Raw genomic sequence first — 23,037 nt, forward strand, 5'->3', positions numbered from 1 at the left:
CCTAGACCGCCCCGGTCCCGTCCGCGAGGAAGTCGACGATCAGCCGGTGGAGGACCCCCGGCTGCTCCAGGTGCACGTCGTGGCCGGTGCCGGGCAGGCTGGTGCCGTGCAGCGCGGGGCGGCGGCGGACCATCTCCGCGTACTCCTCGCCGCCGATGATCCCGCCGTGTTCGCCCTGGCCGAGGACCACGAGTGTGGGGCAGGTGATGGCGGACCACTCGTCCCAGAAGGCACGGGTGACGCTCTCGTCGAGGGACCGGACCATGACCTCGGGGTCGAAGCGCGGCCACAGGCCGTCGGCCCGCTCCTCCAGCCCGCTCGCCCAGCCCTCGCCGACGGCGTCCGTGCCGCCGCCGAGGTAGGCGACGGCCGCCGCGCGTGAGGGGAACGGCACCGGCCAGGCCCGCAGCCAGCTGCCGATCTGCTCCTGGACGCCGGGCTTCGCCCCGTCGGGCCCGGCCTCGACGAGGACGAGGGCGCGCGGCAGACCGGGGTGGGCGGCGGCGGTGAGGAGAGCGGTGCTCCCGCCCAAGGACTGACCGATCAGCACAGGCCGGTCGAGACCGAGTTGCTCGATGACGGCGAGGACATCGGCGACGTACGCGGCCCGTGAGACGTCCCCGTCCGAAGGGTTGCGGTCGCTGCCGCCGTGCCCGCGCTGGTCGAGGGCGACGACACGGTGGCCGGAGTCCCGGAGCAGCCGGGCCGTGTCGTCCCACTCGCCGGCGTGCCCGGCGAGCCCGTGGAGAAGGAGTACGTCGCCCCCGAGACCACCACCCTGTCCGCACCGATCACCCTGGTCACTCCGATCACCCTGGTCACCCTGGTCACTCCGGTCACCCTGGTCATCCAGGTCATCCAGGTCATCCAGGTCACCCGGGCCGCCCCAATCGCGACACGAGAGCCGCACGCCGTCACGGACCACGAACCGCTCTGACCAGGAGGGACTGGAGGAAGATGTCATCCCTCCATGATCCCCTACGGGTTGAGGAGCTGATCGGCGACGGCCGTACGGGCGTAGAGGACGGAGCGGCCGCTGCGGTGGGCGGTGACGAGACCGGCGTTGCGCAGGGCGATGAGGTGCTGGGAGACGCCGGCGGCGGACAGGCCGCAGTGGGCGGCGAGTTGGGTGGTCGACGCGGGGGTGTCGAGCTCGGTGAGGAGCAGGGTGCGGGAGCGCCCGAGGACGGCGGCGACGGCCTCGGTGGCGTCGCCGGTACGGGGCTCCCAGACGGCACCGAAGCCCCGCGCCGGGTAGGCGAGTTGAGGAGGGTCGGGATGGACGGACCGGGTGAGGACCCGGGGCCAGGCGAACACGGAGGGGACGAGCAGCAGCCCGGACCCGGCTTGGTCGCGACGGAGCGCGCAGTGTCGCCGTACGAGCCGCAGGGTGCCGTCGTCCCACCGCACGGTGTCGTGGAGCTCGCTCAGCACCCGCGCCGAACCGTGTTCGGCGACCTGCCGGGCCCGATGGAAGACGTCGGCCTCCAGGACGTGCTGGATCCGGGCCCAGTAGGGGGCGAGGGCCAGCTCCCAGTAGGCCTCGATCTCGTCGACGACCTTGCGGAGAACGGCGGGAGGGTCGTCGTGCAGCAGCCGGAGCCGGTCGCGGTACTCACCTCCCGCCAGGGGGCGGAGATCGTCCCGGACCTGCTCGACGGGCGTACGGAGAACGGCGCCCAGCTCGGTGTCGAGGGTGGGGAAGGGCCCGGCGGGGGTGGGGTTGAGGAAGTCGGCGAGGTAGCCGTGGGCGGGGACGAGTGCGGCGAGCCACCCGCGGTCGAGTCCGGCCCGCACGATCCGGGGCCGGACCTGGGCGACCCAGCGGCGATGGGGACCGGGGTCGGGCCGGCCGACGAGGACGCGGTAGCTGGTGACGACCTCCCACATGGGGGAGACGGCGAAACGGGTCTGGGCGAGGTCGGCGGCGGAGAAGCTGAGCCCGGATTCCAAGAGGTCCACGTCCTAGAGTCGACTGGGTCCGGTGATTGGATTCGGTCAGAGCTTAATCAATGGAGGCGGGTGTGCGGCGCGGGCAACCTCGACGCATGCCCCCTCTCACTGCGTCCTCCCTGATCCCGTCCTCCTTCCGAGGACTTCCCTCCGTCGTCTGGACGATCTTCGCTGGAACGATCGTCAACAGGCTCGGCTACCTCGTGACGCCGTTCCTGGTCTTCTTCCTGGCCGCCCGGGGAGTGACGGGCGCGGAGACCTCGTACGTCCTGGGAGCCCTGGGCGCGGGCAACCTCCTGGGCCCGGCCGTGGGCGGCATCCTGGCCGACCGGATCGGGCGCCGCCCGACGATGCTGATCGGCCTGATCGGAGCGTCGGCGGCGCAGGGCGCGCTGTTCCTCGCCCCCGGCGTGTGGACGATGGCAGCGGCGGCGCTGCTGATCAGCGCGGCGGGCAGCACGGTCTCGCCGGCGGCGTACGCGCTCCTCGCGGACGCGGTGGACAGCGAGCGGCGCCGCCGCGCGTACGCCCTGTTCGGCTGGGGAGTGAACATCGGCACGGCGGTCGCGGGAGTCCTCGGCGGCTACCTGGCGGCGCGGGGCTACTGGCTGCTGTTCGCGGTGGACGCGGGCTCGATGCTGGCGTACGCGCTGGTGGTGGCGGTCCGCCTGAAGGACCCGAAGCGCCCGGGGACCTCGGACACGCCGGGCGGGGAACCCCAGGAGAAGAAGGACGGCATCGGCTACGGAGTGGTCCTCCGGGACCGCCTGGCCCTACTCCTGCTCCCCCTCTTCGGAGTGCAGCTCTTCGTGTACTCGCTGACCGAGGTGGCCCTGCCGCTCGCGGTCCACGACAGTGGCCTGTCACCGGCGGTGTACGGGGCGATGGCGGCGGTCAACGCGATCCTGGTGGTGGCACTGCAGCCGTTCGCGACGGCGAGGCTGTCGAGGTTCCCGCAGCTGGCGGTGCAGGGCGCGGGCGGCACACTGATCGCGGGCGGGGTGGCACTGACCGGACTGGCGGACGGCGTCGTGGGCTACACGGTCTCGGTCGTGGTCTGGTCCCTGGGCGAGGTGGTGGTGGCGGGAATCGCCGCGGGCGTGGTCGCCAACCTGGCCCCGGCCCACGCACGAGGCCGCTACCAGGGCGCCTTCAGCTGGACGTGGGGTCTCGCACGCTTCGCGGCGCTGACGCTGGGGGTGGCCGTGTACACGACGCTGGGTCCGTCGGTGCTGTGGTGGACGGCCCTGGTGGCGGGCACCGCCGCGGCGGTGGCCACGGCGGCGCTGACGGCGAGGGTGAACGCCCGCACGGCCCACGAACTGGCGGCGTGAATCCGGCGGCTACTTCCCCTCGGCGAGGGTGTGGGCCACGAGTGCGTTGGCGTGCCCGTGGCCGAGCCCGTGCTCGGCCTTCAGCCAGGAGACGAGCTCCATGTGCTTGGCGAGCGGCGAGGAACGGATGAGGTCCTGCCACTCGGAGATCGGCCGGCCGTACTTCTTCTCGATGGAGGGGAAGTAACTGGCGGGCCCTTTGACGACGTTCTCGGCCATGGGGAGTCTCCGGGATGGGTGGGGCGGCTGGGTGGGTGAGGGCGGGCAACGGCGTCGGTACGCCGACGCCGTACTCCTAGGGAGACCCCCACCCCACCGAAAACTCATCGGCGCCGCAAGATCAATCCCGCCGAATGTGCTCGGGATCGATGTGCCGCCGCACCATGGGCACGGAGGCGAGCGCGGCGACGAGCAGGACACCCAGGGCGCAGGCGAACAGCAGGGGCAGCCCCTCCCAGTCCCAGTGCACGGCCCCACCCCCGGTGATCAGATAGCTGGACTCGGCAAGCCACCCGGCGACGATGGCACCCCCCAGCCCCACGGCAAGCGGCAGCAACACCTGCATGACCTGCACCCCCCGCAACGTCCCGGCCCGAGCCCCCAGAAGCGCGAGCGCGGTCACCTGCCCCCGCCGCTCCATGGCCCGATCGGCCACAGACACGACGAACGCGGCCACCCCGATGACCAGCCCGAGCACCATCCCGACGGCAAGCAGACTCCGAATGACGGTGAGCTGGGCAAGCGAGTCGATGACGATCCCGACGGGCTCGACAGGGGACGTGGGCGCGACGGCTCCGATGCCGTCGAGAACGGAGCGGATGGTGGCGGGGTCGGAATCGCTGACGAGGGTGAGGGTGCCGGATGCGTCCGCGAGGGGGGAGGGAAGGAGGGAAGGGGGAACGAGCAGGACACCCGAATCGAAGACAGAGACGTCCCAGGGAAGTACGTCGACCCTTTCGTGGGGCACAGTGAAAGTGACCTTCCGGCCGTCCTTCAATGCAAACGGGTAGCGTTCTCCGGCCTTTGGGTCGTACTTGAAGTTCGAACGCCTGTCGCGCAGTTGCATGATTCTGTCGTCTACGCAGCCTGTGGCTCGCTCCGTAGACGTGGAGAGCTGCGCGCAGGTCGCAACCACGAGATTGGCGTGGGGTACGTCGCTGCCGTCCAGCGGATCCCAGGAGCTGTAGGAGACCACCTGCGTCCGCACACCCGACACCTTCGCGAGCGCCTTCCGCTGCTCCGGATCCAGGCCGCTCAGATGGACGTTGTACTCCTGAAGGGGCGCAGTTCGTTGGCTGGCTTGGCCGAGCTCGATGAGCACCCCCTGAGTGAGTGAGGCACCGAACACCAACAGAACAAGGCCCGTAGCCACCCGCAGCGATGAACCGGGATCTACCTCGTTACGCCGCATCGCCAGCGCCATCGGCAGCGACTTGGCCGCCCCGGCCATCCGCCGCGCGAGCCACGCAGTGATAGGCGCCAACCCAAATACGAGTCCGGCACCGGTCAACAGCACGGCACCAGGAACCAGCAGAGAACTGGCCGACCCGCCGGACGGGTCGCGTCCCATGACACTGAGCACGCAGTATCCGCAGATGATCCCAACCCCGGGGACCAACAGCAGCGTCCCGAACTTCCTCGGAGGCTTGCGCTCCCCGGTCCGTCGCACAGTGATCGGCGACAGGGCGGCCCGCCGGGCACTGAACTGACCTACCACCCAAGCGAGCGCTGGACATCCCACCAGGCACACTGCCACGGTCGCTACGGAGGGTCGTCCGTCCGCGGGATACCAGTGCAAGCCCGGCAACCCGACCCGAGCTGCGATGTCGTTGACGCCGAGATACCCCGTGATTCCGAGGACTGCCCCGACCAAAGCGGCGACGACGCTCTCACCAGCGTTGACCCGCAGAGTGTCCTTCACGCTGAGCCCGACGAGCCGGAGGGCGGCGAGCCGTCGGGCACGCGACTCTCCGGAGAGCCGCGCACAGACGGAGAGAAAGATGACGAGCGGGAGTAGCACGATGCACCCGAGGGTGAACCGAAGGATGTCGAGGGTCGACGGCTCGACAATCTGCCGCCAAGACCGACCGGCGCCAAAGCTGCCCAGCTGCTCTGCTTCGGTCAGCTTGGCGGGAGTGGTGCCGATGTACGCGTACAGATCCTCGGAGTCCCCCAATCCCTCCGGCGCGATGGTGCCGGTTACGCGGCCCGGGATAAGACCGGCCGTCCTTGGATTGGCCGCAAGAATTTCACCGAGTTTCGGCGAGACGATTGCCTCGCCGGCGGCGGGGAGCTTCTCAATACCCGGGGGCACCGGACTGGGCCCAGGCCCTGTACGTGCGACGAAGACCCGATGCAGTGGCTGCGACCCGTACGGATCCCGAAACTCTTGGTACAGGGTGTTACTGGTCCCTGGGTTCGGTTCACGGGAGGCCGTGCGCGCATCGTGAGCGGCGAGGATCGCCGGAATAGTGAGGACTGCGGCAAGGCATGCCACTCCGAGTGCCGAGCCCAGCGCCATCAAAAGGAAACGAACGCGCCCCCTACGCCCGCTTCCCCACAACAGACGCAATCCGAGGGCGAACGCATTCACACCGCCACCCGCTGGGCCAGAACGCCATCCGACATCGTGTACTGCGTATCGGCCCGCGCGGCGACGTCGGCATCGTGCGTGACGATGACGACGGCCGTCTTTTGCCTGCGCGCTAACTGAAGGAACTCCTCCAAGACAGCCGCCGCGTTGGCACTGTCGAGCGCGCCGGTCGGCTCGTCCGCGAACACCACGTCAGGCCGGTGGACCAGAGCGCGTGCCACCGCAACGCGCTGACTCTGACCTCCGGACAATTTCGAGGTTCTGCGCCGCAATAGATCACCCATCCCGAGCCGCCCCAGAACCTGGGCGGCTACGGCATGGGCATGCACCTTGCTGATGCCGGCGAGCCGAAGAGGAAGGGCTGCGTTCTCCTCGACGGTCAGTTCGGGCAGCAGCTCCCCGTACTGAAAGACGAACCCGAGACGGGTGCGACGCAGGGCGCTCAGCTCACCGTCGGGGAGGCTCGCGAGCGGGATCCCGTCGAAGGTCACGGTGCCGTTGGTCGGTGGCAGAACCCCCGCAAGGCAATACAGCAGCGACGACTTCCCCGACCCGCTGCTGCCCATGATGGCGGCCACCTCGCCGCGCTTGAGCATGAAATCCGCGTTGCTGACGGCCTGCTCAGTGCCGTAGAAGAGATCCACGCCGTCGGCGCGGAGGATGACGTCCATGCTGGTGCTCCCTGGGCGTTGGGAGCCGCGTGCCCGCGGCTCCCGGAACCTGTGACTACTTCCGCGAGAACAGCCGCTCTGGCGAGCAGTAGTCAGGTCGCAGCGATCCACGATCGATGCATGCGTGCAACCGCACCTTCTTGGTCTTCAGGACGGCTCCGTCGTAGAAGACCTTGTCGACTTTCACGCTCTTCCTCTGGACGCCCTTGAGATCGCCCCAGGCGTAGCCCTCGACCTTGGTGCGCAGGTAGACGTTGTGGCCGTCGTTTCCGTTTTCGTCCCGCAGCTGGCCCTTCAGATGAAGTCCGCTCGGCACCTTGGTTGTGGGCTGCCACTGGTACTTGCCCTCGAACGCCACACCCGGAGTTTCCATAACCAACTCGTGCCAAGACGAGTCCGCCACCGCCACCCCCATCCCCCCGAAGAACAGCCCCGCGGCCGCCACCGCCGTAGCGAACTTCCTCATCGATAACCCCTGTTTGGTCGTGCCGACTGGTCATCACAGAAAGTATCGACATCACTACACACCGGTAGCCGCAGTAACGTCCCTCCCTCCCATCACCCCCCGATCCAGTGAATCCAGGCCGCCCCACTGGACCCGGACCCCGTAGGAGTGATCACCGGTGCGCCTCCGTGAAGGCGTACCGCCGCAGCCCCAAAGATGCGCGCATGCCTCTTTCCTCCTCCTCTCCTTCCTTCACACTCCGCCGCGCCCTTCTCCCCTTCGTCGCCGCCGTCGCCCTTCTCGGGACCGCCGGTTCCGCCGGTGCCGGTGCCGTCGAGGCGTGTGGGTCGGTCATCACCGCCCCGCTCGCCCGGCCTGTCTCCGTCGACGACCCCTGTCCCAGCACCGACCCCGTCGTCTGCCGGATCCGCGTGCTGCCGATGGACGAGAAGGTCGAGGCCCAACGGACCCGGATGCGGTACCACGGGCTCCTGGAGGACATGCACCGCACGGAGGCCGCCATGCGTGAGGCGGGTGCCACGGACGAGGAGATCGCCCGTGAGCTGGTCGACATGCGGAACCAGGCCAAGGAGATCACCCGCGCCGGCATGACCCCGGAGGAGGTCCGGATCCTCGAGCAGCGGAACATCGCCAAGTACGGCAACCCGCTCGGCCCCACCGCGGACCAGCTGTACGCCAAGTACGGCTCCTGGCAGCAGGTGATCGACGCGTCGATGCGTACCAGCTACGCCGTCGACCGCGAACTCAGCCTCGAGTACCGCCCCTGCCCCGTGTAGCGACACAGGCACACACGAACGCCGGTGGGCCGGGACGCCAATGCGTCCCGGCCCACCGGCATGCACGGCGGAGGGGGAAGGGTGCCGCTGGTGACCGTCCACACCTGTTCGCGGCGGATGGTGTGCTCGGGTCCGGCGGCTCGGCGCGGCGAGTCCGGTCATCGTGGCGCGGGGGAGGCGGTGCCAGTGCTGGTGTCGGGGGCGGCGGAGGGCGTGACCCATTCGACCAGCTGGATCACGACGCCGTTGGGGTCGGTCAGCTGGAACAACCGCTCACCCCAGGGCTCTTCGCGCAGCGGCATCGTGATGGGAGCGCCTTCGGCCCGCAGTCGGGCCTCTTCTGCCACGAGGTCGGTGACGGTGAACGCCAGGATCAGGCCCGCGGCCCGCTGGTCGCGCTGTTCGGGCGGCAGGACGTCCGTGCCCCGGCGCAGCAGCACGATGTCGACGGCGGCGTCCTCGCGGGTCAACGAGGCGAAGCCGTCGGCGGCCATGGCCACCTGGTAGCCGAGGTGGGTGGTGAGGAACTCCCGGGAGGCGTCCACGTCGGCGACGGTGAGGGAGAGGGTGGAGGTAGAGACGTTCACGGGGGCTCCTCGAGAAGCAGGTCGAGTGGGCGAAGTGAGGGGGTGGGCGAAGTGAGCGGGTCGGCAGGCGTGCGGCCGTGGGCTGCGTGCGTGCGGCCGTGAGGCTGTGTGGCCGACTCTGCGTGGGCTGCAGGCGGGCAGCCCCGCCCGTCCGTTCTCAGTACGTGCGGCGCGGCGCCTGGAACCGGTGACGCGCCCCGTCGCGGCCCGTGCGCGGCAGCTCGCGGCGCGGGGGGCGCCGGGTCGTGGGCGCCGGCCCGGTGTCCCGGGCGGCGGCGCCGAGTTCGGCACGGAAGGCGGTGCTGAACGCCGTACTGAACGCGGCGAGATCCTGCTTCGGCGTGCGCATACGCGGCCTCTTCCCTTGGGTTCCTCGGCTCTACGCCGTTACGCCTCTACAACCCCATCCTTCTACGGGGCGATTTTTGCAACGGACGTAACTTTACGCGTGGCCAGACGAGTGCGTCAAGCATATTTTTACGTCGTGTGTAAGATTCGCTCATGGGTACCGAGAGCATGGGACTCCGTGAGTCCAAGAAGCAGGAGACCAGGCAGCTGATCTCCGACCACGCCACCCGCCTCTTCATGGAGCAGGGCTTCGAGCAGACGACCATCGCCGAGATCGCCACGGCGGCCCGCGTCGCCAAGAAGACGGTCACCAACTACTTCCCGCGGAAGGAGGACCTGGCCCTCGACCACCACGAGGCGTTCACCGCGACCCTGGCCCGCGCGGTCGCCGACCGGGCCGCGGGCGAGTCGCCGCTCTCCGCGCTGCGCCGCGAGTTCACCGCCGCGGTCGAGACCTGCGACCCCGTCGCGGGCTTCGCCGGGCCGGAGTTCGCCCGCATGATCGCCGACAGCCCCACCCTGAGCGCGCGCCTGCGCGAGCTCCACGACCTGCGCGAGGAGGCCCTCGGGGAGGCCCTGGCGGCCGCCGCCCCTCCCGCCCACGCCCCGGCCATCGCCCCCCGGGCCGCCGCGGCTCTCCTCGGCGCCGCCCACCGCCTGCTGTTCCAGCGCATCCAGGAGCTCACCCTCGCCGGGGAGTCCAACGCCCGGATCTCGGCCGCCGTGGCCCCGGAGGCGGCGTACGTCTTCGATCTCCTCGAAACCGGTCTCCCCACCGAGGAGGACTGACCACGTCGGCGACCTCGGCGACCTCGGCCAACTCGGCCACCTCGGCCACGTCAGCCACACCGGCCACACCGGCCACACCATCCACACCCGACAACGTCGGCCAAGCCGCCCACAGGCCCGACCTCGAAGGCCCCGCCGCAAGCAGCGGGGCCTTCTCGAACCCCCGAGGCATCTGGGGGCTAACCCCCGGAAGCCGCCCCTTCGGCGTGCTCCACCAGCACGTCGGCGACGTCCGCCGCCAGCAGGAAGGGCAAGTGCCGGTTCACCTGGTCCTCGTGGTCGCGGTAGCGGGCGAAGGGCAGCAGGGACGCCAGCAGGGCCCACTGGTACTCGGCCTCGCCGAACGGCCAGTTCTTCTGCTCGCAGCCCTTGAGGATGGCGCGCAGCTTCGCGATGCACAGCAGCACGCGCCGCACGTCCGGGTCAGCGTCCTCCGGGATGTCCGGCTCCCACATGGCCGTGCCGCGCAGGGATCCGACGAACCAGGAGCGCACCTCCTGGAGTTGCTCCTGGTTCCAGGAGAACGTCCGTGACCACAGGGCGGATTCGAGGCGGGCGAAGTCCTTGCAGATGTGTCCCTGGTGGGTGGTCTCGAAGTCGATGACGTAGAGATCGGGGCGCCGGCCGTCCGGTCCGCTGGCCAGGACGTTCTCGGCGTGCAGGTCGCCGTGGCAGATGCAGGTCAGGTAGGAGGCGGTGGTGACGCCGTACTGGCGGTCGTACAGGAGCCGTTCGAAGAGGTCCTCCGTCCCGGGGTCCCGCTTGCCGGTCTCCGCCATGTGGGCGACCAGCCACAGCGGGTTCGTGACGGACCTGTAGGCGGGATCGGCGGCGAAGGGGCTGGAGCCGAGCGCGGAGTTGTCCAGCAGGTGCTCCAGCGTGCGGTGCTGCCAAGGCAGTCCGCCCTCGATGCCGAAGATCTCCGCGACCTCGGGCAGCCGGAAGTGCTCCAGCTCGGATTCCACGTTCTTGCCCGGCGCGTAGCTGGTCAGCTCGAAGGCGACCGGACGCAGGGCCGGATACTCCCCCCGCAGGTCGCCGATGGTCCGCTGGGCCTGGCTCAGCCACGGGCCGAGCGCGTCCATGAAGACTTCCTCGATGACCGGCTGGAGCTCGGCGGGGTCCGCGGTGCGCACCCAGTCCCGGAGCGTCTTCGGTTCGTCGCGGTGCCGGAAGACGTAGGAGGTGAAGATGCCCTGGTACAGATCGCCGTTGCTGCTGTCGGCGATGGTGGTGCTGCCCACGACGCACTTGCTGGCCCGGTACACCGGGCGCAGGTACGCCTCCGCGAACCGGTCGAAGTTCTCCTTCTCCCTGCGGACCTTGGCCACTTCGTCGATCTTGAGCACGCCGACCGGGCCGAAGCTGTCGAGGGCGAGGAAGGTCGGCACGGGCCGTCCGGCGAACAGCGCGCCCTGGACCATGGTTCCCTGCGGACCGGGTGCCAGTTCGGCGGCGATGCCCTGGAGCAGGCGGTTCGAGACCTGTACGGACGCGTCCTGGTCGCCCATGGACAGGAAGCCGGTGGCCGTGGCGGAACCGGACTCCCAGGGGTTCCTCGCGACCCGCACCATCCGGATCGTGGCCAGCATGTCGCGGCCCGCCTTGCGCCAGAAGGCGAGCGCCTCCTGCCGTTCCTCCTGGGTCCCGGTGTCGCCGTAGAAGCCGGTGGAGGAGTAGAGCAGGTCGAGCAGGCGGTCCAGCCGGTCGGCCTTCCAGCCGGACAGCTTGAGCAGGGTGAGGGCGACGCTGCTGCGGTGCCGGTTCTCCTCGGTCCAGCGGTTGAGGACCCGGACCGCCCAGTACTCGGCGTAGATGTGCCGGTCGGCGAATCTGGGGTCCTGGATCAGCTCGTTGAAGCGCAGCTCCTTGGGCGCGGTCGGGTCGGGGCCGCCCACGAGGAGGTGGATGCCGATGGCGTGCCGCAGCCAGCCGTAGACGTACGGCACCCGGTTGAGCTCGGGGTCGCGCAGCTCGCCGAGCGCCAGCAGGACCGCCGTCTCGGTGACGTCCAGCAGCTGTTCGCGCCTGGCCTCGTGGTACCGGTAGGAGATCTGGATGAGCTGGAGGTAGCCGAGGATGTCGGCGAGGGTCTGGTAGCCGCTGGAGTGCCAGTGGCCTTCCACAGCGTAGTTCCAGAGCGCGCTGGCCAGCCAGTGCCGTCGCAGTACCCGTACGTCGACCACCGTGTCGCCCTTGGCGTACGACAGCATCTCCGAACGGCAGGTGCTGCGTGCGTCCTTGGCCCGCTGGTGCAGCGCCTGGGCGTCGTCGCCGGGCACGGACACGAAGGCGAGGAGGACGGGGAGCTCCTGCAGGTCCTCGTCGAGGACCGGGAGGAGCGACTCGGACGAGACGGGGGCGTGCTTGCCGAACAGTTCGGTGATGCGCGCTCCCAGCTCCGCCACCAGCCGCCGGACCGTGTCGTCGTCGGGCGGGCCGGACCGCCAGTCGCCGAGGAGCGTGTCCCAGTCCCGGGTGGTGCTCATCTGCGAGGGGAACCGGTTGGCCGCGACGCCGGCGGTGGCCGTCTCGCCGCCGGCGGCCACCGAGACCGCGACGCCGCCTCCGGCGGCCACGGCGTCCACCGCCGCTGCCGCCGCGGTGGCGGCGCTGCCACCGGATGCCGGGGCGACCGAGGCCGCGGCGGCGGCGGCGCCACCGGACGGCGGGGCGACCGAGGCCGCGGCGGCGGAGACCGCCACGGCGGGGCCTTCCGCGGTGCCCGTGCCCGTGGCCTGCTGAGGAAGCAGGCCGGCGGAGGCCGGGCCGGGAACCGCTCCGGGGCCCGGCACGGGCCCCCTGCCCACCGCGGAGGCGGGTGCCGGGCCGAGCAGTTCCAGCCGCTCCCGGCAGTGCTCGATCGTCGGCGTGTACCTGCCGTCGTCGTTCCGCTCGGACTCCAGGAGGTGGACGGCGAGCTCCAGCAGTTCGCGCGCCCGTTCGATGTTCGTTTGCATGTAGTAATCGGCGACGGTCGACGCGCCGTTCGCGATGCGGTACCCGGGGATGTACGGGTAGCCGTTCGCGAGTTGCTCCCGGGTCTTGAGCAGACCCTCACGTGCCTTGCGCAGGCGCATCTCCCGCGACGGATCCGCGTGGAGCGCGTCGTCCAGCGCCCTCTCGAGTAAGTCCGCCGAATGCCTGAGAATGTCCTGGGTCACGCCACCGGTCACTGAGCCCCCTCAAGTGCTTGGTACGCAAGGCTCTTCGGTGCTGCTCAGCCCTGGTCGCCATATCCCAGCAGAGCCGGGGGGCCGCCGCCATGGGTTCGGACGAAGACACCTGAAAGGTCAGCTCGCGGGGTGGAGGTCCTCGCGGTGGCGCCGGTCGCCGACCAGGAAGGCGGACTGCGGCAGCACCACGTGGGCGCCGGCCCGGCCGAGCGTTATCTCCCTGCGGGTGGCGCAGACGACGCCGGTCTCCGTTTGCTCGTTCGCGAGGGCGATCAGTGCGGAACGCAGTTCCTCGGCCTCGGGCCGGTCCGTCAGGAGGTCGTACACCTCGAGGAACCGAAGCTGCCGGTACGACTCCCCGGCCACCTTCATGGGGCCGTCGATGACGCGCCGGACGTGCTGGAACGCCACGGCCTTGGCGAGGTCCACCAGCTCCTCGTGCCCGACCTCGCCCAGTTCTTCGACGAGCTCGCGCCGCAGGCACTCGGTCGCCGGCTCCCGGCCGTCCCCGCGGTGCAGCCAACGCGCGAACGCGAGGACCCGGCTGCCCGAGAGGAAGCCGCGCAGGTCGAGCCGCATCACGGCGCGGCCGCGCTGTTCGGGCTCGAAGCCCAGCCGCTCCAGGGAGTCCCGGGCCGTCTCGCGGTACTTCACCACTCCACCCGGGGGACCGAAGGCGCCGGGTCGGGAAGGCGTGGCGAACAGGACGAACGTGTCCTCCTCCTGCACCCGCAGCAGCACGGCCACCGACACCCGTGTGCGGCGCCACGGTGCGAGAAGGACCAGCAACAGCTTCAGGTGCCGCCGGTTCTGCCAGAGGGTGCGGCCCACATAGGTGAGCAGGGCAAGAACGAGTCCACCGACGATCTTCTCGACCACTGGGTCCCCCTCCGCGTGGTGTTTGCGTGCCAATGTACCGACGCCGCGCACCGCGCAGTACGGGAATGACAGGAGACGGAAACCGAGACGGACGGACGCCAGGGGGCCGCACACGTGTGCATCGCGGGACCGGTGTCTCCGGCCCTGCGATCACGACGGTGGGAGCTGCCGCAACGGCACCTTCGACCCCGATGCCTGGGAAACGCCGAAGGGCCCCACCGCGAACGGTGGGGCCCTTCAACGAATTGCCCGGTGAGAGCAATGGCGGAGGATACGAGATTCGAACTCGTGAGGGGTTGCCCCCAACACGCTTTCCAAGCGTGCGCCCTAGGCCTCTAGGCGAATCCTCCGCCGCGAACATTACATGACCGAAGAGGGTGCTCGCGAACTCGATCCTGGTGGGGGGTGGTGAGGCGCCCGGGGAGGCGCCGGCCACCTGTCCGGAGACGTCTGCGGTGACGTGTCCGGCGACCTGCCCGTGCCTCTGCGGTGACGTCTCCGGCGACATGCCCGGCGCCTCTCCGGTGCCTCCCCTGCGAGGTCTCGGCGAGATCTCCGGCGAGGTCTCCTGCGAGGTCTTCGGTGGAGTGCTCCGGTGGGGAGCCAGGGGGCGGGGCTTCGGGGGGTTCGCCATCGGGTACTCTGGGCGGAGCCCCTCACGCGGTGCTATCTGACTGAACTCCCCCAGGGCCGGAAGGCAGCAAGGGTAGGTCGGCTCTGGCAGGTGCGTGGGGGGCGCTTGCGTTCCCGCAGGAGGGGCGCTTGCGCTCCCGTACGAAGGGCCTTTTCGTTCCCGTACGAGGCGGGAGCCAGGCGGACGCCGGTGCGGGCGGCGGCTTCCGGTGGCGGTTTTTCCCGGGTTGTCGGTGGGCGCCTATAACCTCGTACATGTGTCGTCTCTCGCGCTCTACCGCCGCTATCGCCCCGAGTCCTTCGCCGAGGTCATCGGGCAGGAGCATGTCACCGACCCGTTGCAGCAGGCCCTGCGGAACAACCGGGTCAATCACGCGTACCTGTTCAGCGGTCCCCGCGGCTGTGGCAAGACGACCAGTGCGCGCATCCTGGCGCGGTGTCTGAACTGTGAGCAGGGGCCCACGCCCACGCCCTGCGGGGAGTGCCAGTCCTGCCGTGACCTCGCGCGGAACGGGCCGGGGTCGATCGACGTCATCGAGATCGACGCCGCCTCGCACGGTGGTGTGGACGACGCCCGTGACCTGCGCGAGAAGGCCTTCTTCGGGCCCGCGTCGAGCCGGTACAAGATCTACATCATCGACGAGGCCCACATGGTCACCCCGGCGGGCTTCAACGCCCTGCTGAAGGTGGTCGAGGAGCCCCCGGAGCACCTCAAGTTCATCTTCGCCACGACCGAGCCCGAGAAGGTGATCGGGACGATCCGGTCCCGGACCCACCACTACCCCTTCCGGCTCGTCCCGCCCGGCACCCTGCGGGAGTACCTGCGCGACGTCTGCGGGCAAGAGGGCATCCCCGTCGAGGACGGTGTGCTGCCGCTCGTCGTGCGCGCCGGCGCCGGTTCCGTGCGTGACTCGATGTCCGTCATGGACCAGCTGCTCGCCGGAGCCGCCGACGACGGTGTGACCTACACCATGGCCACCTCCCTGCTCGGCTACACGGACGGCTCGCTGCTCGACGCGGTCGTGGAGGCCTTCGCCGCCGGTGACGGCGCCGCCGCGTTCGAGGTCGTCGACACGGTCATCGAGGGCGGCAACGACCCGCGCCGCTTCGTCGCCGACCTGCTGGAGCGGCTGCGCGACCTGGTGATCCTCGCCGCCGTGCCCGACGCCGCCGAGAAGGGGCTCATCGACGCCCCGGCCGATGTGATCGAGCGCATGCAGGCCCAGGCGTCCGTGTTCGGTGCCGCCGAGCTCAGCCGGGCCGCCGACCTGGTCAACACCGGTCTGACCGAGATGCGGGGCGCCACCTCGCCCCGGCTCCAGCTGGAGCTGATCTGCGCACGCGTGCTGCTGCCCGCCGCCTTCGACGACGAGCGCTCCGTGCAGGCGCGCCTCGACCGGCTGGAGCGCGGTGCGGCCACCGGGCCCGCGCCCGTCTTCACGCCGGGAGCGCCCGTGCCCGCCATGGGGTACGTCCCCGGGCCCGACGCCCACACGCCGATGGCCCCGCCCCCGCCGGCCCCCGCCCCCATGCCCGTACAGGCTCCGCCGCAGGCCGCGCAGGCCGCGCAGGCCTCGGCGCCCGCGCCCGCTCCGGCGTCCGAGCCGGTGCACGCGCAGCCCGCCGCCCCCCGCCCGGGCGCCTGGCCCGGGGCCGCCACCCCCGGCGGCGGCGCACCCGGTGCCTGGCCCGGTGCCGCCGCGCCCGCCGCAGCGGCCCCGGCCGCCCCGGCCCCCGTCCACGCGCAGTCCGCGCCGCAGGCCCCCGCGCCCGCCCCCGCCGCCTCGGGCGGCGGCGGTGACACCGCCCAGGTGCGCAACCTCTGGCCGCAGATCCTCGACGCCGTGAAGAACCGGCGCCGCTTCACCTGGATCCTGCTCAGCCAGAACGCGCAGGTCGCGGGCTTCGACGGCACGACGCTCCAGCTCGGTTTCCTCAACGCCGGAGCCCGCGACAACTTCGCGAGCAGCGGCAGCGAGGACGTTCTGAAGCAGGCCCTCGCCGAGCAGTTCCACGTGAACTGGAAGATCGAGGCGATCATCGACCCCTCGGGCGGTGCCTCGCCGCCGCCCGCGGCGACCGGCTTCGGCGGATCGGGCGGAACGGGAGGCTTCGGCCGCCCGCAGGCGTCCGCGCCCGCTCCCGCGCCGTCTTTCCAGCAGGCGCCGCCTCCCGCCCCCGTACAGCCGCAGTCGCCGTCCGCGCCCGCGTCCGCCCCCGCGCCCTCCTCCTTCCAGCAGGCCCCGCCGCAGGCCCCCGCGCCCGCGTACACGCCGCCCGCGCCGCAGCCCGTGGCGCCCGAGGACGACGTGCCGGAGGAGGACGATCCGGACCTCGTCGACTCCGCCCTCTCCGGCCACGACCTGATCGTGCGCGAGCTCGGAGCCACGGTTGTGGAGGAATACACGAACGAGTAGGGGCGTCTCGTTCAGTGGCCCGCACAAGGGGCATCCCGGTCGTCGGGCTACTCTGACTGGCGTGAAGGTCCTCGTCATCGGCGGCGGCGCCCGCGAACACGCCCTGTGCCGCTCTCTGTCTCTCGATCCCGACGTCACCGCTCTGCACTGCGCGCCCGGCAACGCCGGAATCGCGGAGGTCGCCGAGCTGCACCCCGTCGACCAGCTGGACGGCGACGCCGTCGCGCGCCTCGCCACCGAGCTCGGCGTCGGCCTGGTCGTCGTCGGCCCGGAGGCTCCGCTCGTCGCCGGTGTCGCCGACGCCGTCCGCACGGCCGGCATCCCCGTCTTCGGCCCGTCGCGGGAAGCGGCGGAGCTGGAGGGCTCCAAGGCGTTCGCCAAGGACGTCATGGCCGGCGCCGGGGTGCCCACCGCCCGCAGCTACGTCTGCACGACCCCGGAGGAGATCGACGAGGCGCTCGACGCCTTCGGCGCTCCGTACGTGGTCAAGGACGACGGCCTCGCCGCCGGCAAGGGCGTCGTCGTCACCGACGACCTCGCGCAGGCACGGGCCCACGCGCTCGCGTGCGACCGGGTGGTCATCGAGGAGTTCCTCGACGGCCCCGAGGTCTCCCTCTTCGCCATCACCGACGGCACCACCGTCCTCCCGCTCCAGCCCGCGCAGGACTTCAAGCGCGCTCTGGACGACGACGAGGGCCCGAACACCGGCGGCATGGGCGCCTACTCGCCGCTGCCCTGGGCGGACCCGAAGCTGGTCGAGGAGGTCCTCGCGACCGTCCTCCAGCCGACGGTCGACGAGCTGCGCCGCCGCGGCACGCCGTTCTCCGGCCTCCTGTACGCGGGTCTGGCGATCACCGGCCGCGGTGTCCGGGTCATCGAGTTCAACGCCCGCTTCGGCGACCCCGAGACCCAGGTCGTCCTGGCCCGGCTCCGCACCCCGCTGGCCGGCGTCCTGCTGAACGCCGCCAACGGCACCCTGGACGACCAGGCCCCGCTGAGCTGGAGCGACGACGCCGCGGTCACCGTGGTCGTCGCCTCGCACAACTACCCGGAGACCCCGCGCACGGGCGACCCGATCGAGGGCCTCGACGAGGTCGCGGAGAAGGACGCCCCGCTCGCGTACGTGCTGCACGCCGGGACGAAGCGGGACGGCGACGCGATCGTCAGCGCGGGCGGCCGCGTCCTTTCGGTCACCGCGACCGGAACGGACCTGGCACAGGCCCGCGAGCGTGCCTACGCGGCGGTCGGCCGTATCCGCCTTGACGGCTCCCAGCACCGTACGGACATCGCGCGCAAGGCCGCCGAGGCCTGACGGGACCGCCGATCTCTCGCGCGGCCGTGCGGTGGATCGTACGGTCGCGCGAAATCCATCACCTTTGCCCAAAGCCATACCTTCGAGTGACGGCTGGGCCATCCGGATGACGTCCGCCCAAGCCCCAACTAGGGTGCGGCGAAGGCGTTCCGGCACTTGGCCCACCGGCATTGCGATGTCGGTGTCGGGTGCCACAGTGGGGGAGTGAGCAACACCGCCACAGGCAGTCCCGACGAGGGCAGGAGGGGGTGATGTACGGCGTGTCCGGTACCGGTTCCGTTGTCGGCGAGGAGTGGGGAGCGCGCGCCGCGCGCTCCCGGGCCCTCGCCGTCCTCCGGGTCCGCGGCAGGGCGCTGGGCCTCGCGGTCCTGCCCGCCGCCGTGGCCGTCGTCCTGTACGCGGGCGGGGTCACCGGCCACTTCACCGGCTCCGGCTGGGACGCGGCCCGCTGGGTGGTGACCGTCCTCGCGGTCCTCGTCCTGATCGCCGCCACCGCCGTCGCCCTCGTCGTCGCCCGGGCCCGTCCGGCCGCCACACCGACGGTGGAGCTCGCCGAGACCGCCGCCCCCGACCTCTACCGGCTCGTCCGGGACCTTGCCGACCGGCTCGACGTCCCGGCGCCGGCCGCGATAGCCCTGACCCCGGACTGCGACAGCTGGCTGGAGGACCGCACCCACCGGGCCCACCGCGCGCTGCGCACACCGGGCGGCGAGGGGGAGGGCGAAGGCGCCCCCGTTCTCGTCATAGGTTCGCCCTTCCTGTGGTGGATGCGCGTCGGCGAGCTCAGGGCGGTCCTCGCCCCCGTCGTCGCCGGCACGGGCCCCGCCGCACACCCCGACATAGCGGCGGCCCGCCGCTTCGTCCGCGGCCTGGACGCCGCCGTGGCCGTGCCCGGCACCCCCGGTCTCGACCCGGTCCGCCGCATCGGCGCGGGCGCCGTCGGGCAGGTCGCCCGCGTCCTCCTCCGCGCCTGCCGCGGGCACGCCGCCGAGATGGAGCGCGGGGTCGCCGCCGCCGGCTCCGAGCGCGCCCAGGCCGTGGACTACGGCGTCCGGATCGTCGCCCAGGAGCAGGTCGGCCTGGCGTACGCGGGCTGGGACCGGCTCCTGACCCGCGTCGCGCTGCCCGCCTGGCGGATGGGCCGCTGGCCCGCCAAGCTCGACGCCGGCGTGGTCTCCGCCCTGACCGAGCTCTCCCGCCGCGACCGGCTCGCGGACGGCTTCTCCTCCCGCCTCGGCGAGCGCCCCGCCTGCGACCTCCTGGAGGAGCCCGGCGCGGTCGACGAGGCCACCTCGCTGCTCGCCGCCCGTCTCTTCCACGGCGGCCCGGCCGAGCCCGGGCCAGACTGGTCCCCGGTGGAGTGGAGCCAGTATCCGGAGGAGGTCGTCGACCGGAAGTGGCGCACCGACGCGGCCCGGCTGCACCAGGTCCTCGACGGCCTCGGCCTGGCGGAGGTCGCGGCGGGGGGCGGGAGCGGGGGCGGTCAGGGCACGGCCGACGGTCCGACCCTGACCCGGGTGATCGCCCACCTCTCGACGGAGCCGACGAAACCCGCCGATGCCGATGTCGATGCCGATGTTCGGGCCGTTGCCGACGCGGATCTCGACACCGACACCGATACCGGTACCGATACCGACACCGATGCCTACGCCGACGTGGCGGCCACGGCGCAGGCCGCATCCCGCGAGCGCGCGGTCCCGGCGGACGACAGCCACATCGCCGCCATCGATGCCGCCACCGCAACAGACCCCGGCACGGACGTCACCACAGCCACCGCCGGTGACATCCACACCGCCGTCGTGGCCGACCTCGACATCGCCGCCGAGGACGCCGAGGGGGACGAGGACGCCGAGGACGACGAGGAGACCGTCAACCCCGCCGCCGAGGCGCTCGCCGGCGCGCTCAGCGCGCTCCTCGCGCGCGAGGAGGCCGCCCGGGAGGCGCGCGTGGCCGCCAGCGCCCTGAGCGCGGAGGCGGCGGCCCGCAGCGCCGAGAAGGACGACCGGCACTCCGGCAGCACATCTCCCGTCGTCAGCGGCCCGGACGGCCCGCTGCCGCTCTTCCCGCTCCAGCCGCCCCGCTCCGGTCGTGACCTGCTCGCCGACCACGTCACCGCGATGGTCTGCTGCGCGGCGGTGGACACCGCCGAGGCCACCCCCGGCCTCGACTGGCTCGACGGTCCCGCGCTGCTCGTCGGCGGCGAGCGGGCGACGGACCTCGGCCCGCGCGTCCTCGCGCTCGTCGAGGACGGCGACCCGGAGCCGCTGCGGGCCTGGCTGGCCCGCACGGGGGTGCGCCCCGAGAAGCCCGTACGCCTGGTCTGAGCCTCCGGTGGCCCCGCCGGGAGCACCGGAGGCCGTCCGGAGCGTCCCGGAAGCCGTCCGGAAGGGCCCTGGAGATCACCCGTTTCGGAGCGCTGTCTTCCACTCTCGTCAATTCACGACGAACGGTGACGGAGTGCGTGCGTTATGTGATGTGCTGGAGACCGTCACTGACAGAGGCACGAACCGAGGGCCTGAACCAGGGGCACGAGGCGACACCAGCACACGGACACACAAGCCACAGGCACTGACCAGCCGACCCGGGGGAGTCGAGGGAGGGGCGCAGCATGGGGGCGGACCAGATCAGACGGTGGGAGTCGGGTGCGCTCGCGCACGCCGTCACCGATCCGTTCGGCCAGGGCCCGTTGCCCTGGCTGCGCGGTTCCGAGAACTACTTCGACGACACCGGGCAGATGGTCCCCTGGTACGCGGACGAGATCCTGGCCCGGGGCGGCAGCGGCGGCCCGCGCACGGCCGACGACGTCCGGCGCCAGATCAAGGGCTTCGCCTCCGACGGAGCCGTGGCACCGGGCGAGTCGATCGACTTCCACATCACGGTGGACCCGCCGCAGCAGTTCTCGGTCGACGTCTACCGGATCGGTCACTACGGCGGCGACGGCGCCGCGAAGATCACCACGAGCCCCCGGCTGTCCGGGATCGTCCAGCCGGCCCCGCTGACCGCCGACCGCACGGTCTCCTGCCACCACTGGTGGCAGTCCTGGCGGCTGCAGGTCCCCAGCTACTGGTCGATCGGGGCGTACGTCGCGGTCCTCACCACCGCCGACGGCTACCGCTCGCACATCCCCTTCACGGTCCGCGACAACCACCCGGCCGATCTGCTCCTCGTCCTCCCGGACGTGACCTGGCAGGCGTACAACCTCTATCCGGAGGACGGCCACACCGGCGCCAGCCTCTACCACGCCTGGGACGAGGAGGGTCGGCTGCTCGGCGAGCAGGACGCGGCCGTCACCGTCTCCTTCGACCGCCCGTACGCGGGCGCGGGGCTGCCGCTCCACGTCGGGCACGCCTACGACTTCATCCGCTGGGCCGAGCGCTACGGATACGACCTGGCGTACGCCGAGACCCGCGATCTGCACGCGGGCCGGGTCGACCCGAGCCGCTACCGGGGCCTGGTCTTCCCCGGGCACGACGAGTACTGGTCGGTGCCGATGCGCAAGACCGTCGAGCTCGCCCGCGACCAGGGCACCTCGCTGGTCTTCCTCTCCGCCAACACCATGTACTGGCAGGTGGAGTTGGGCCCTTCGCCGTCCGGGGTGCCGGATCGGCTCCTCACCTGCCGCAAGCGCCGCGGCCCCGGCCGGCCCGCGCTCTGGCGCGAGGTCGACCGGCCCGAGCAGCAGCTCCTCGGCATCCAGTACGCGGGCCGGGTGCCCGAACCGCACCCGCTGGTCGTACGGAACGCCGAGCACTGGCTCTGGGACGCCACCGGCGCCGGTGACGGCGACGAGCTCCCCGGCCTGGTCGCGGGCGAGGCCGACCGCTACTTCCCGCGGACGGCGCTCCCCGAGCACCAGGGCCGCATCCTGCTCGCCCACTCGCCCTACCGCGACGGCGAGGGGGCGCTCCGGCACCAGGAGACGAGTCTCTACCGGGCGCCCTCGGGTGCCTGGGTCTTCGCCTCCGGCACCTTCGCCTGGTCGCCGGCGCTCGACCGGCCGGGCCATGTCGACGCCCGGGTCCAGCGCGCCACCGCGAACCTCCTCGACCGGATCTGCAAGAGGGACTGAGCGGGGGGTCACACGGCCGGGCGGCCGGGGCCGCCCGGATGTGCGAGAGAATCGGACACGCTCCTGGATCAACCTACGCGGAGGAACCGTGTCCGGATTCGTAGAAAAGCCCGAGCCCGTCCAGGTCCCGGGCCTCACCCATCTCCACACGGGCAAGGTGCGCGACCTGTACCGGAACGAGGACGGGGACCTCGTGATGGTGGCGAGCGACCGCATGTCCGCGTACGACTGGGTGCTGCCCACCGAGATCCCCGACAAGGGCCGGGTCCTCACCCAGCTCTCCCTGTGGTGGTTCGACCGGCTCTCCGACCTGGTCCCGCACCATGTGATCTCGACGGAGCTGCCGGCCGGCGCCCCCGCCGACTGGGCGGGCCGCACCACGGTCTGCAAGTCGCTGAACATGGTCCCGGTCGAGTGCGTGGCCCGCGGCTACCTCACCGGTTCCGGCCTCCTGGAGTACGACGAGTCCCGCACGGTCTGCGGCCTCGCGCTGCCCGAGGGGCTCGCCGACGGCTCCGAGCTGCCCGCCCCGATCTTCACCCCGGCGACCAAGGCCGCCGTCGGCGACCACGACGAGAACGTGTCGTACGAGGAGGTCGCCCGCCAGGTCGGCGCCGAGACGGCCGCGCTGCTGCGCCAGACGACCCTCGCCGTGTACGGCCGCGCCCGGGACATCGCCCGCGAGCGCGGGATCATCCTCGCGGACACCAAGTTCGAGTTCGGCTTCGACGGGGAGACGCTCGTCCTCGGCGACGAGGTGCTGACCCCGGACTCCTCGCGCTTCTGGCCGGCCGACCATTGGGAGCCGGGCCGCGCCCAGCCCTCGTACGACAAGCAGTTCGTCCGCAACTGGCTGACGTCCCCGGCCTCCGGCTGGGACCGCAGGAGCGAGCAGCCCCCGCCGCCGCTCCCGCAGGAGATCGTGGAGGCCACGCGCGCCAAGTACCTGGAGGCGTACGAGCTGCTGACCGGTGCGTCCTGGTCCGACAGCTTCTGAGGTCCGCGGCCCCCGGCGTTCGCGCCGGGGGCCCACC

The 23,037-nt window shown here is 71.6% G+C and carries 18 protein-coding genes, 1 tRNA gene and 1 other RNA gene; 9 read left to right on the plus strand and 11 right to left on the minus strand.

What is annotated here, in order from left to right; all coding sequences use genetic code 11:
• Position 1: 1 nt before the first annotated feature.
• Positions 2–964 (minus strand): alpha/beta fold hydrolase, encoded by a 963-nt coding sequence (locus ACIP84_RS13570; RefSeq protein ID WP_401797928.1) that lies wholly within the window; start codon positions 962–964, stop codon positions 2–4.
• A 14-nt stretch (positions 965–978) separates the two neighbouring features.
• On the minus strand, positions 979–1,962 hold the full coding sequence (locus ACIP84_RS13575; RefSeq protein WP_355963305.1) for a DUF5937 family protein: 984 nt from the start codon (positions 1,960–1,962) through the stop codon (positions 979–981).
• Positions 1,963–2,048: 86 nt separating this feature from the next.
• On the opposite strand from ACIP84_RS13575, the gene ACIP84_RS13580 reads away from it, so the two are divergent.
• On the plus strand, positions 2,049–3,287 hold the full coding sequence (locus ACIP84_RS13580) for an MFS transporter (RefSeq protein WP_401797929.1): 1,239 nt from the start codon (positions 2,049–2,051) through the stop codon (positions 3,285–3,287).
• A gap of 9 nt (positions 3,288–3,296) precedes the next feature.
• Here ACIP84_RS13580 and ACIP84_RS13585 read toward each other — a convergent pair whose 3' ends face one another.
• The 4 genes from ACIP84_RS13585 to ACIP84_RS13600 form a co-directional block, all read right to left on the minus strand.
• A complete protein-coding gene (locus ACIP84_RS13585) occupies positions 3,297–3,506 on the minus strand; it encodes a DUF4287 domain-containing protein (protein WP_355963310.1) in 210 nt (69 codons plus the stop codon).
• Positions 3,507–3,627: 121 nt separating this feature from the next.
• Positions 3,628–5,880, minus strand: coding sequence for an FtsX-like permease family protein (locus ACIP84_RS13590; protein ID WP_401797930.1), 2,253 nt, complete (start codon positions 5,878–5,880; stop codon positions 3,628–3,630).
• Positions 5,877–6,551, minus strand: coding sequence for an ABC transporter ATP-binding protein (locus ACIP84_RS13595; RefSeq protein ID WP_401797931.1), 675 nt, complete (start codon positions 6,549–6,551; stop codon positions 5,877–5,879). Before ACIP84_RS13595 ends, ACIP84_RS13590 begins: the two co-directional genes overlap by 4 nt.
• A gap of 55 nt (positions 6,552–6,606) precedes the next feature.
• The gene (locus ACIP84_RS13600; RefSeq protein ID WP_401797932.1) at positions 6,607–7,017 is read right to left on the minus strand and encodes a hypothetical protein; all 411 of its coding nucleotides are present in this window, start codon (positions 7,015–7,017) and stop codon (positions 6,607–6,609) included.
• A gap of 203 nt (positions 7,018–7,220) precedes the next feature.
• Here ACIP84_RS13600 and ACIP84_RS13605 point away from each other — a divergent pair, with 203 nt between their 5' ends.
• Positions 7,221–7,793 (plus strand): hypothetical protein, encoded by a 573-nt coding sequence (locus tag ACIP84_RS13605; protein WP_401797933.1) that lies wholly within the window; start codon positions 7,221–7,223, stop codon positions 7,791–7,793.
• A gap of 158 nt (positions 7,794–7,951) precedes the next feature.
• On the opposite strand, the gene ACIP84_RS13610 is transcribed toward ACIP84_RS13605, so the two are convergent.
• On the minus strand, positions 7,952–8,380 hold the full coding sequence (locus ACIP84_RS13610; protein WP_401797934.1) for a VOC family protein: 429 nt from the start codon (positions 8,378–8,380) through the stop codon (positions 7,952–7,954).
• A gap of 157 nt (positions 8,381–8,537) precedes the next feature.
• A complete protein-coding gene (locus tag ACIP84_RS13615) occupies positions 8,538–8,729 on the minus strand; it encodes a hypothetical protein (RefSeq protein WP_401797935.1) in 192 nt (63 codons plus the stop codon).
• A gap of 152 nt (positions 8,730–8,881) precedes the next feature.
• Here ACIP84_RS13615 and ACIP84_RS13620 point away from each other — a divergent pair, with 152 nt between their 5' ends.
• A complete protein-coding gene (locus ACIP84_RS13620; RefSeq protein WP_401797936.1) occupies positions 8,882–9,517 on the plus strand; it encodes a TetR/AcrR family transcriptional regulator in 636 nt (211 codons plus the stop codon).
• Between the two features lie 179 nt (positions 9,518–9,696).
• Here the strand turns inward: ACIP84_RS13620 and ACIP84_RS13625 are convergent, their stop codons facing one another.
• From ACIP84_RS13625 to ACIP84_RS13635, 3 genes are all read right to left on the minus strand, one after another.
• On the minus strand, positions 9,697–12,681 hold the full coding sequence (locus ACIP84_RS13625; protein WP_401797937.1) for a phosphotransferase: 2,985 nt from the start codon (positions 12,679–12,681) through the stop codon (positions 9,697–9,699).
• Positions 12,682–12,810: 129 nt separating this feature from the next.
• A complete protein-coding gene (locus ACIP84_RS13630; protein WP_401797938.1) occupies positions 12,811–13,572 on the minus strand; it encodes a hypothetical protein in 762 nt (253 codons plus the stop codon).
• 262 nt (positions 13,573–13,834) lie between these two features.
• Positions 13,835–13,922 (minus strand) — tRNA-Ser (locus ACIP84_RS13635).
• Between the two features lie 297 nt (positions 13,923–14,219).
• Here ACIP84_RS13635 and ffs point away from each other — a divergent pair.
• The 6 genes from ffs (at position 14,220) to ACIP84_RS13665 (ending at position 23,000) form a co-directional block, all read left to right on the plus strand.
• An RNA gene (gene ffs, locus ACIP84_RS13640) (signal recognition particle sRNA small type) lies at positions 14,220–14,318 on the plus strand.
• A 144-nt stretch (positions 14,319–14,462) separates the two neighbouring features.
• Positions 14,463–16,622 (plus strand): DNA polymerase III subunit gamma and tau, encoded by a 2,160-nt coding sequence (locus tag ACIP84_RS13645; RefSeq protein ID WP_401797939.1) that lies wholly within the window; start codon positions 14,463–14,465, stop codon positions 16,620–16,622.
• 61 nt (positions 16,623–16,683) lie between these two features.
• Positions 16,684–17,934 (plus strand): phosphoribosylamine--glycine ligase, encoded by a 1,251-nt coding sequence (gene purD, locus ACIP84_RS13650; RefSeq protein WP_401797940.1) that lies wholly within the window; start codon positions 16,684–16,686, stop codon positions 17,932–17,934.
• A gap of 251 nt (positions 17,935–18,185) precedes the next feature.
• The gene (locus tag ACIP84_RS13655; protein ID WP_401797941.1) at positions 18,186–20,258 is read left to right on the plus strand and encodes a hypothetical protein; all 2,073 of its coding nucleotides are present in this window, start codon (positions 18,186–18,188) and stop codon (positions 20,256–20,258) included.
• Between the two features lie 284 nt (positions 20,259–20,542).
• A complete protein-coding gene (locus ACIP84_RS13660) occupies positions 20,543–22,003 on the plus strand; it encodes a N,N-dimethylformamidase beta subunit family domain-containing protein (protein WP_355968993.1) in 1,461 nt (486 codons plus the stop codon).
• An 88-nt stretch (positions 22,004–22,091) separates the two neighbouring features.
• Positions 22,092–23,000, plus strand: coding sequence for a phosphoribosylaminoimidazolesuccinocarboxamide synthase (locus ACIP84_RS13665; RefSeq protein ID WP_401797942.1), 909 nt, complete (start codon positions 22,092–22,094; stop codon positions 22,998–23,000).
• The last annotated feature ends 37 nt before the right edge of the window (positions 23,001–23,037 follow it).

It is taken from the genome of Streptomyces sp. NPDC088707 (genome assembly GCF_044752725.1).
GTDB lineage: Bacteria > Actinomycetota > Actinomycetes > Streptomycetales > Streptomycetaceae > Streptomyces.

Bases quoted from the DNA above. Each gene is read 5' to 3' on its own strand.
- ACIP84_RS13580 (WP_401797929.1), top strand. From the start codon at position 2,049: ATGCCCCCTCTCACTGCGTCCTCCCTGATCCCGTCCTCCTTCCGAGGA.
- ACIP84_RS13605 (WP_401797933.1), top strand. From the start codon at position 7,221: ATGCCTCTTTCCTCCTCCTCTCCTTCCTTCACACTCCGCCGCGCCCTT.
- ACIP84_RS13655 (WP_401797941.1), top strand. From the start codon at position 18,186: ATGTACGGCGTGTCCGGTACCGGTTCCGTTGTCGGCGAGGAGTGGGGA.
- ACIP84_RS13570 (WP_401797928.1), bottom strand. From the start codon at position 964: ATGACATCTTCCTCCAGTCCCTCCTGGTCAGAGCGGTTCGTGGTCCGT.
- ACIP84_RS13620 (WP_401797936.1), top strand. From the start codon at position 8,882: ATGGGTACCGAGAGCATGGGACTCCGTGAGTCCAAGAAGCAGGAGACC.
- ACIP84_RS13595 (WP_401797931.1), bottom strand. From the start codon at position 6,551: ATGGACGTCATCCTCCGCGCCGACGGCGTGGATCTCTTCTACGGCACT.
- ACIP84_RS13600 (WP_401797932.1), bottom strand. From the start codon at position 7,017: ATGAGGAAGTTCGCTACGGCGGTGGCGGCCGCGGGGCTGTTCTTCGGG.
- ACIP84_RS13585 (WP_355963310.1), bottom strand. From the start codon at position 3,506: ATGGCCGAGAACGTCGTCAAAGGGCCCGCCAGTTACTTCCCCTCCATC.
- ACIP84_RS13615 (WP_401797935.1), bottom strand. From the start codon at position 8,729: ATGCGCACGCCGAAGCAGGATCTCGCCGCGTTCAGTACGGCGTTCAGC.
- ACIP84_RS13660 (WP_355968993.1), top strand. From the start codon at position 20,543: ATGGGGGCGGACCAGATCAGACGGTGGGAGTCGGGTGCGCTCGCGCAC.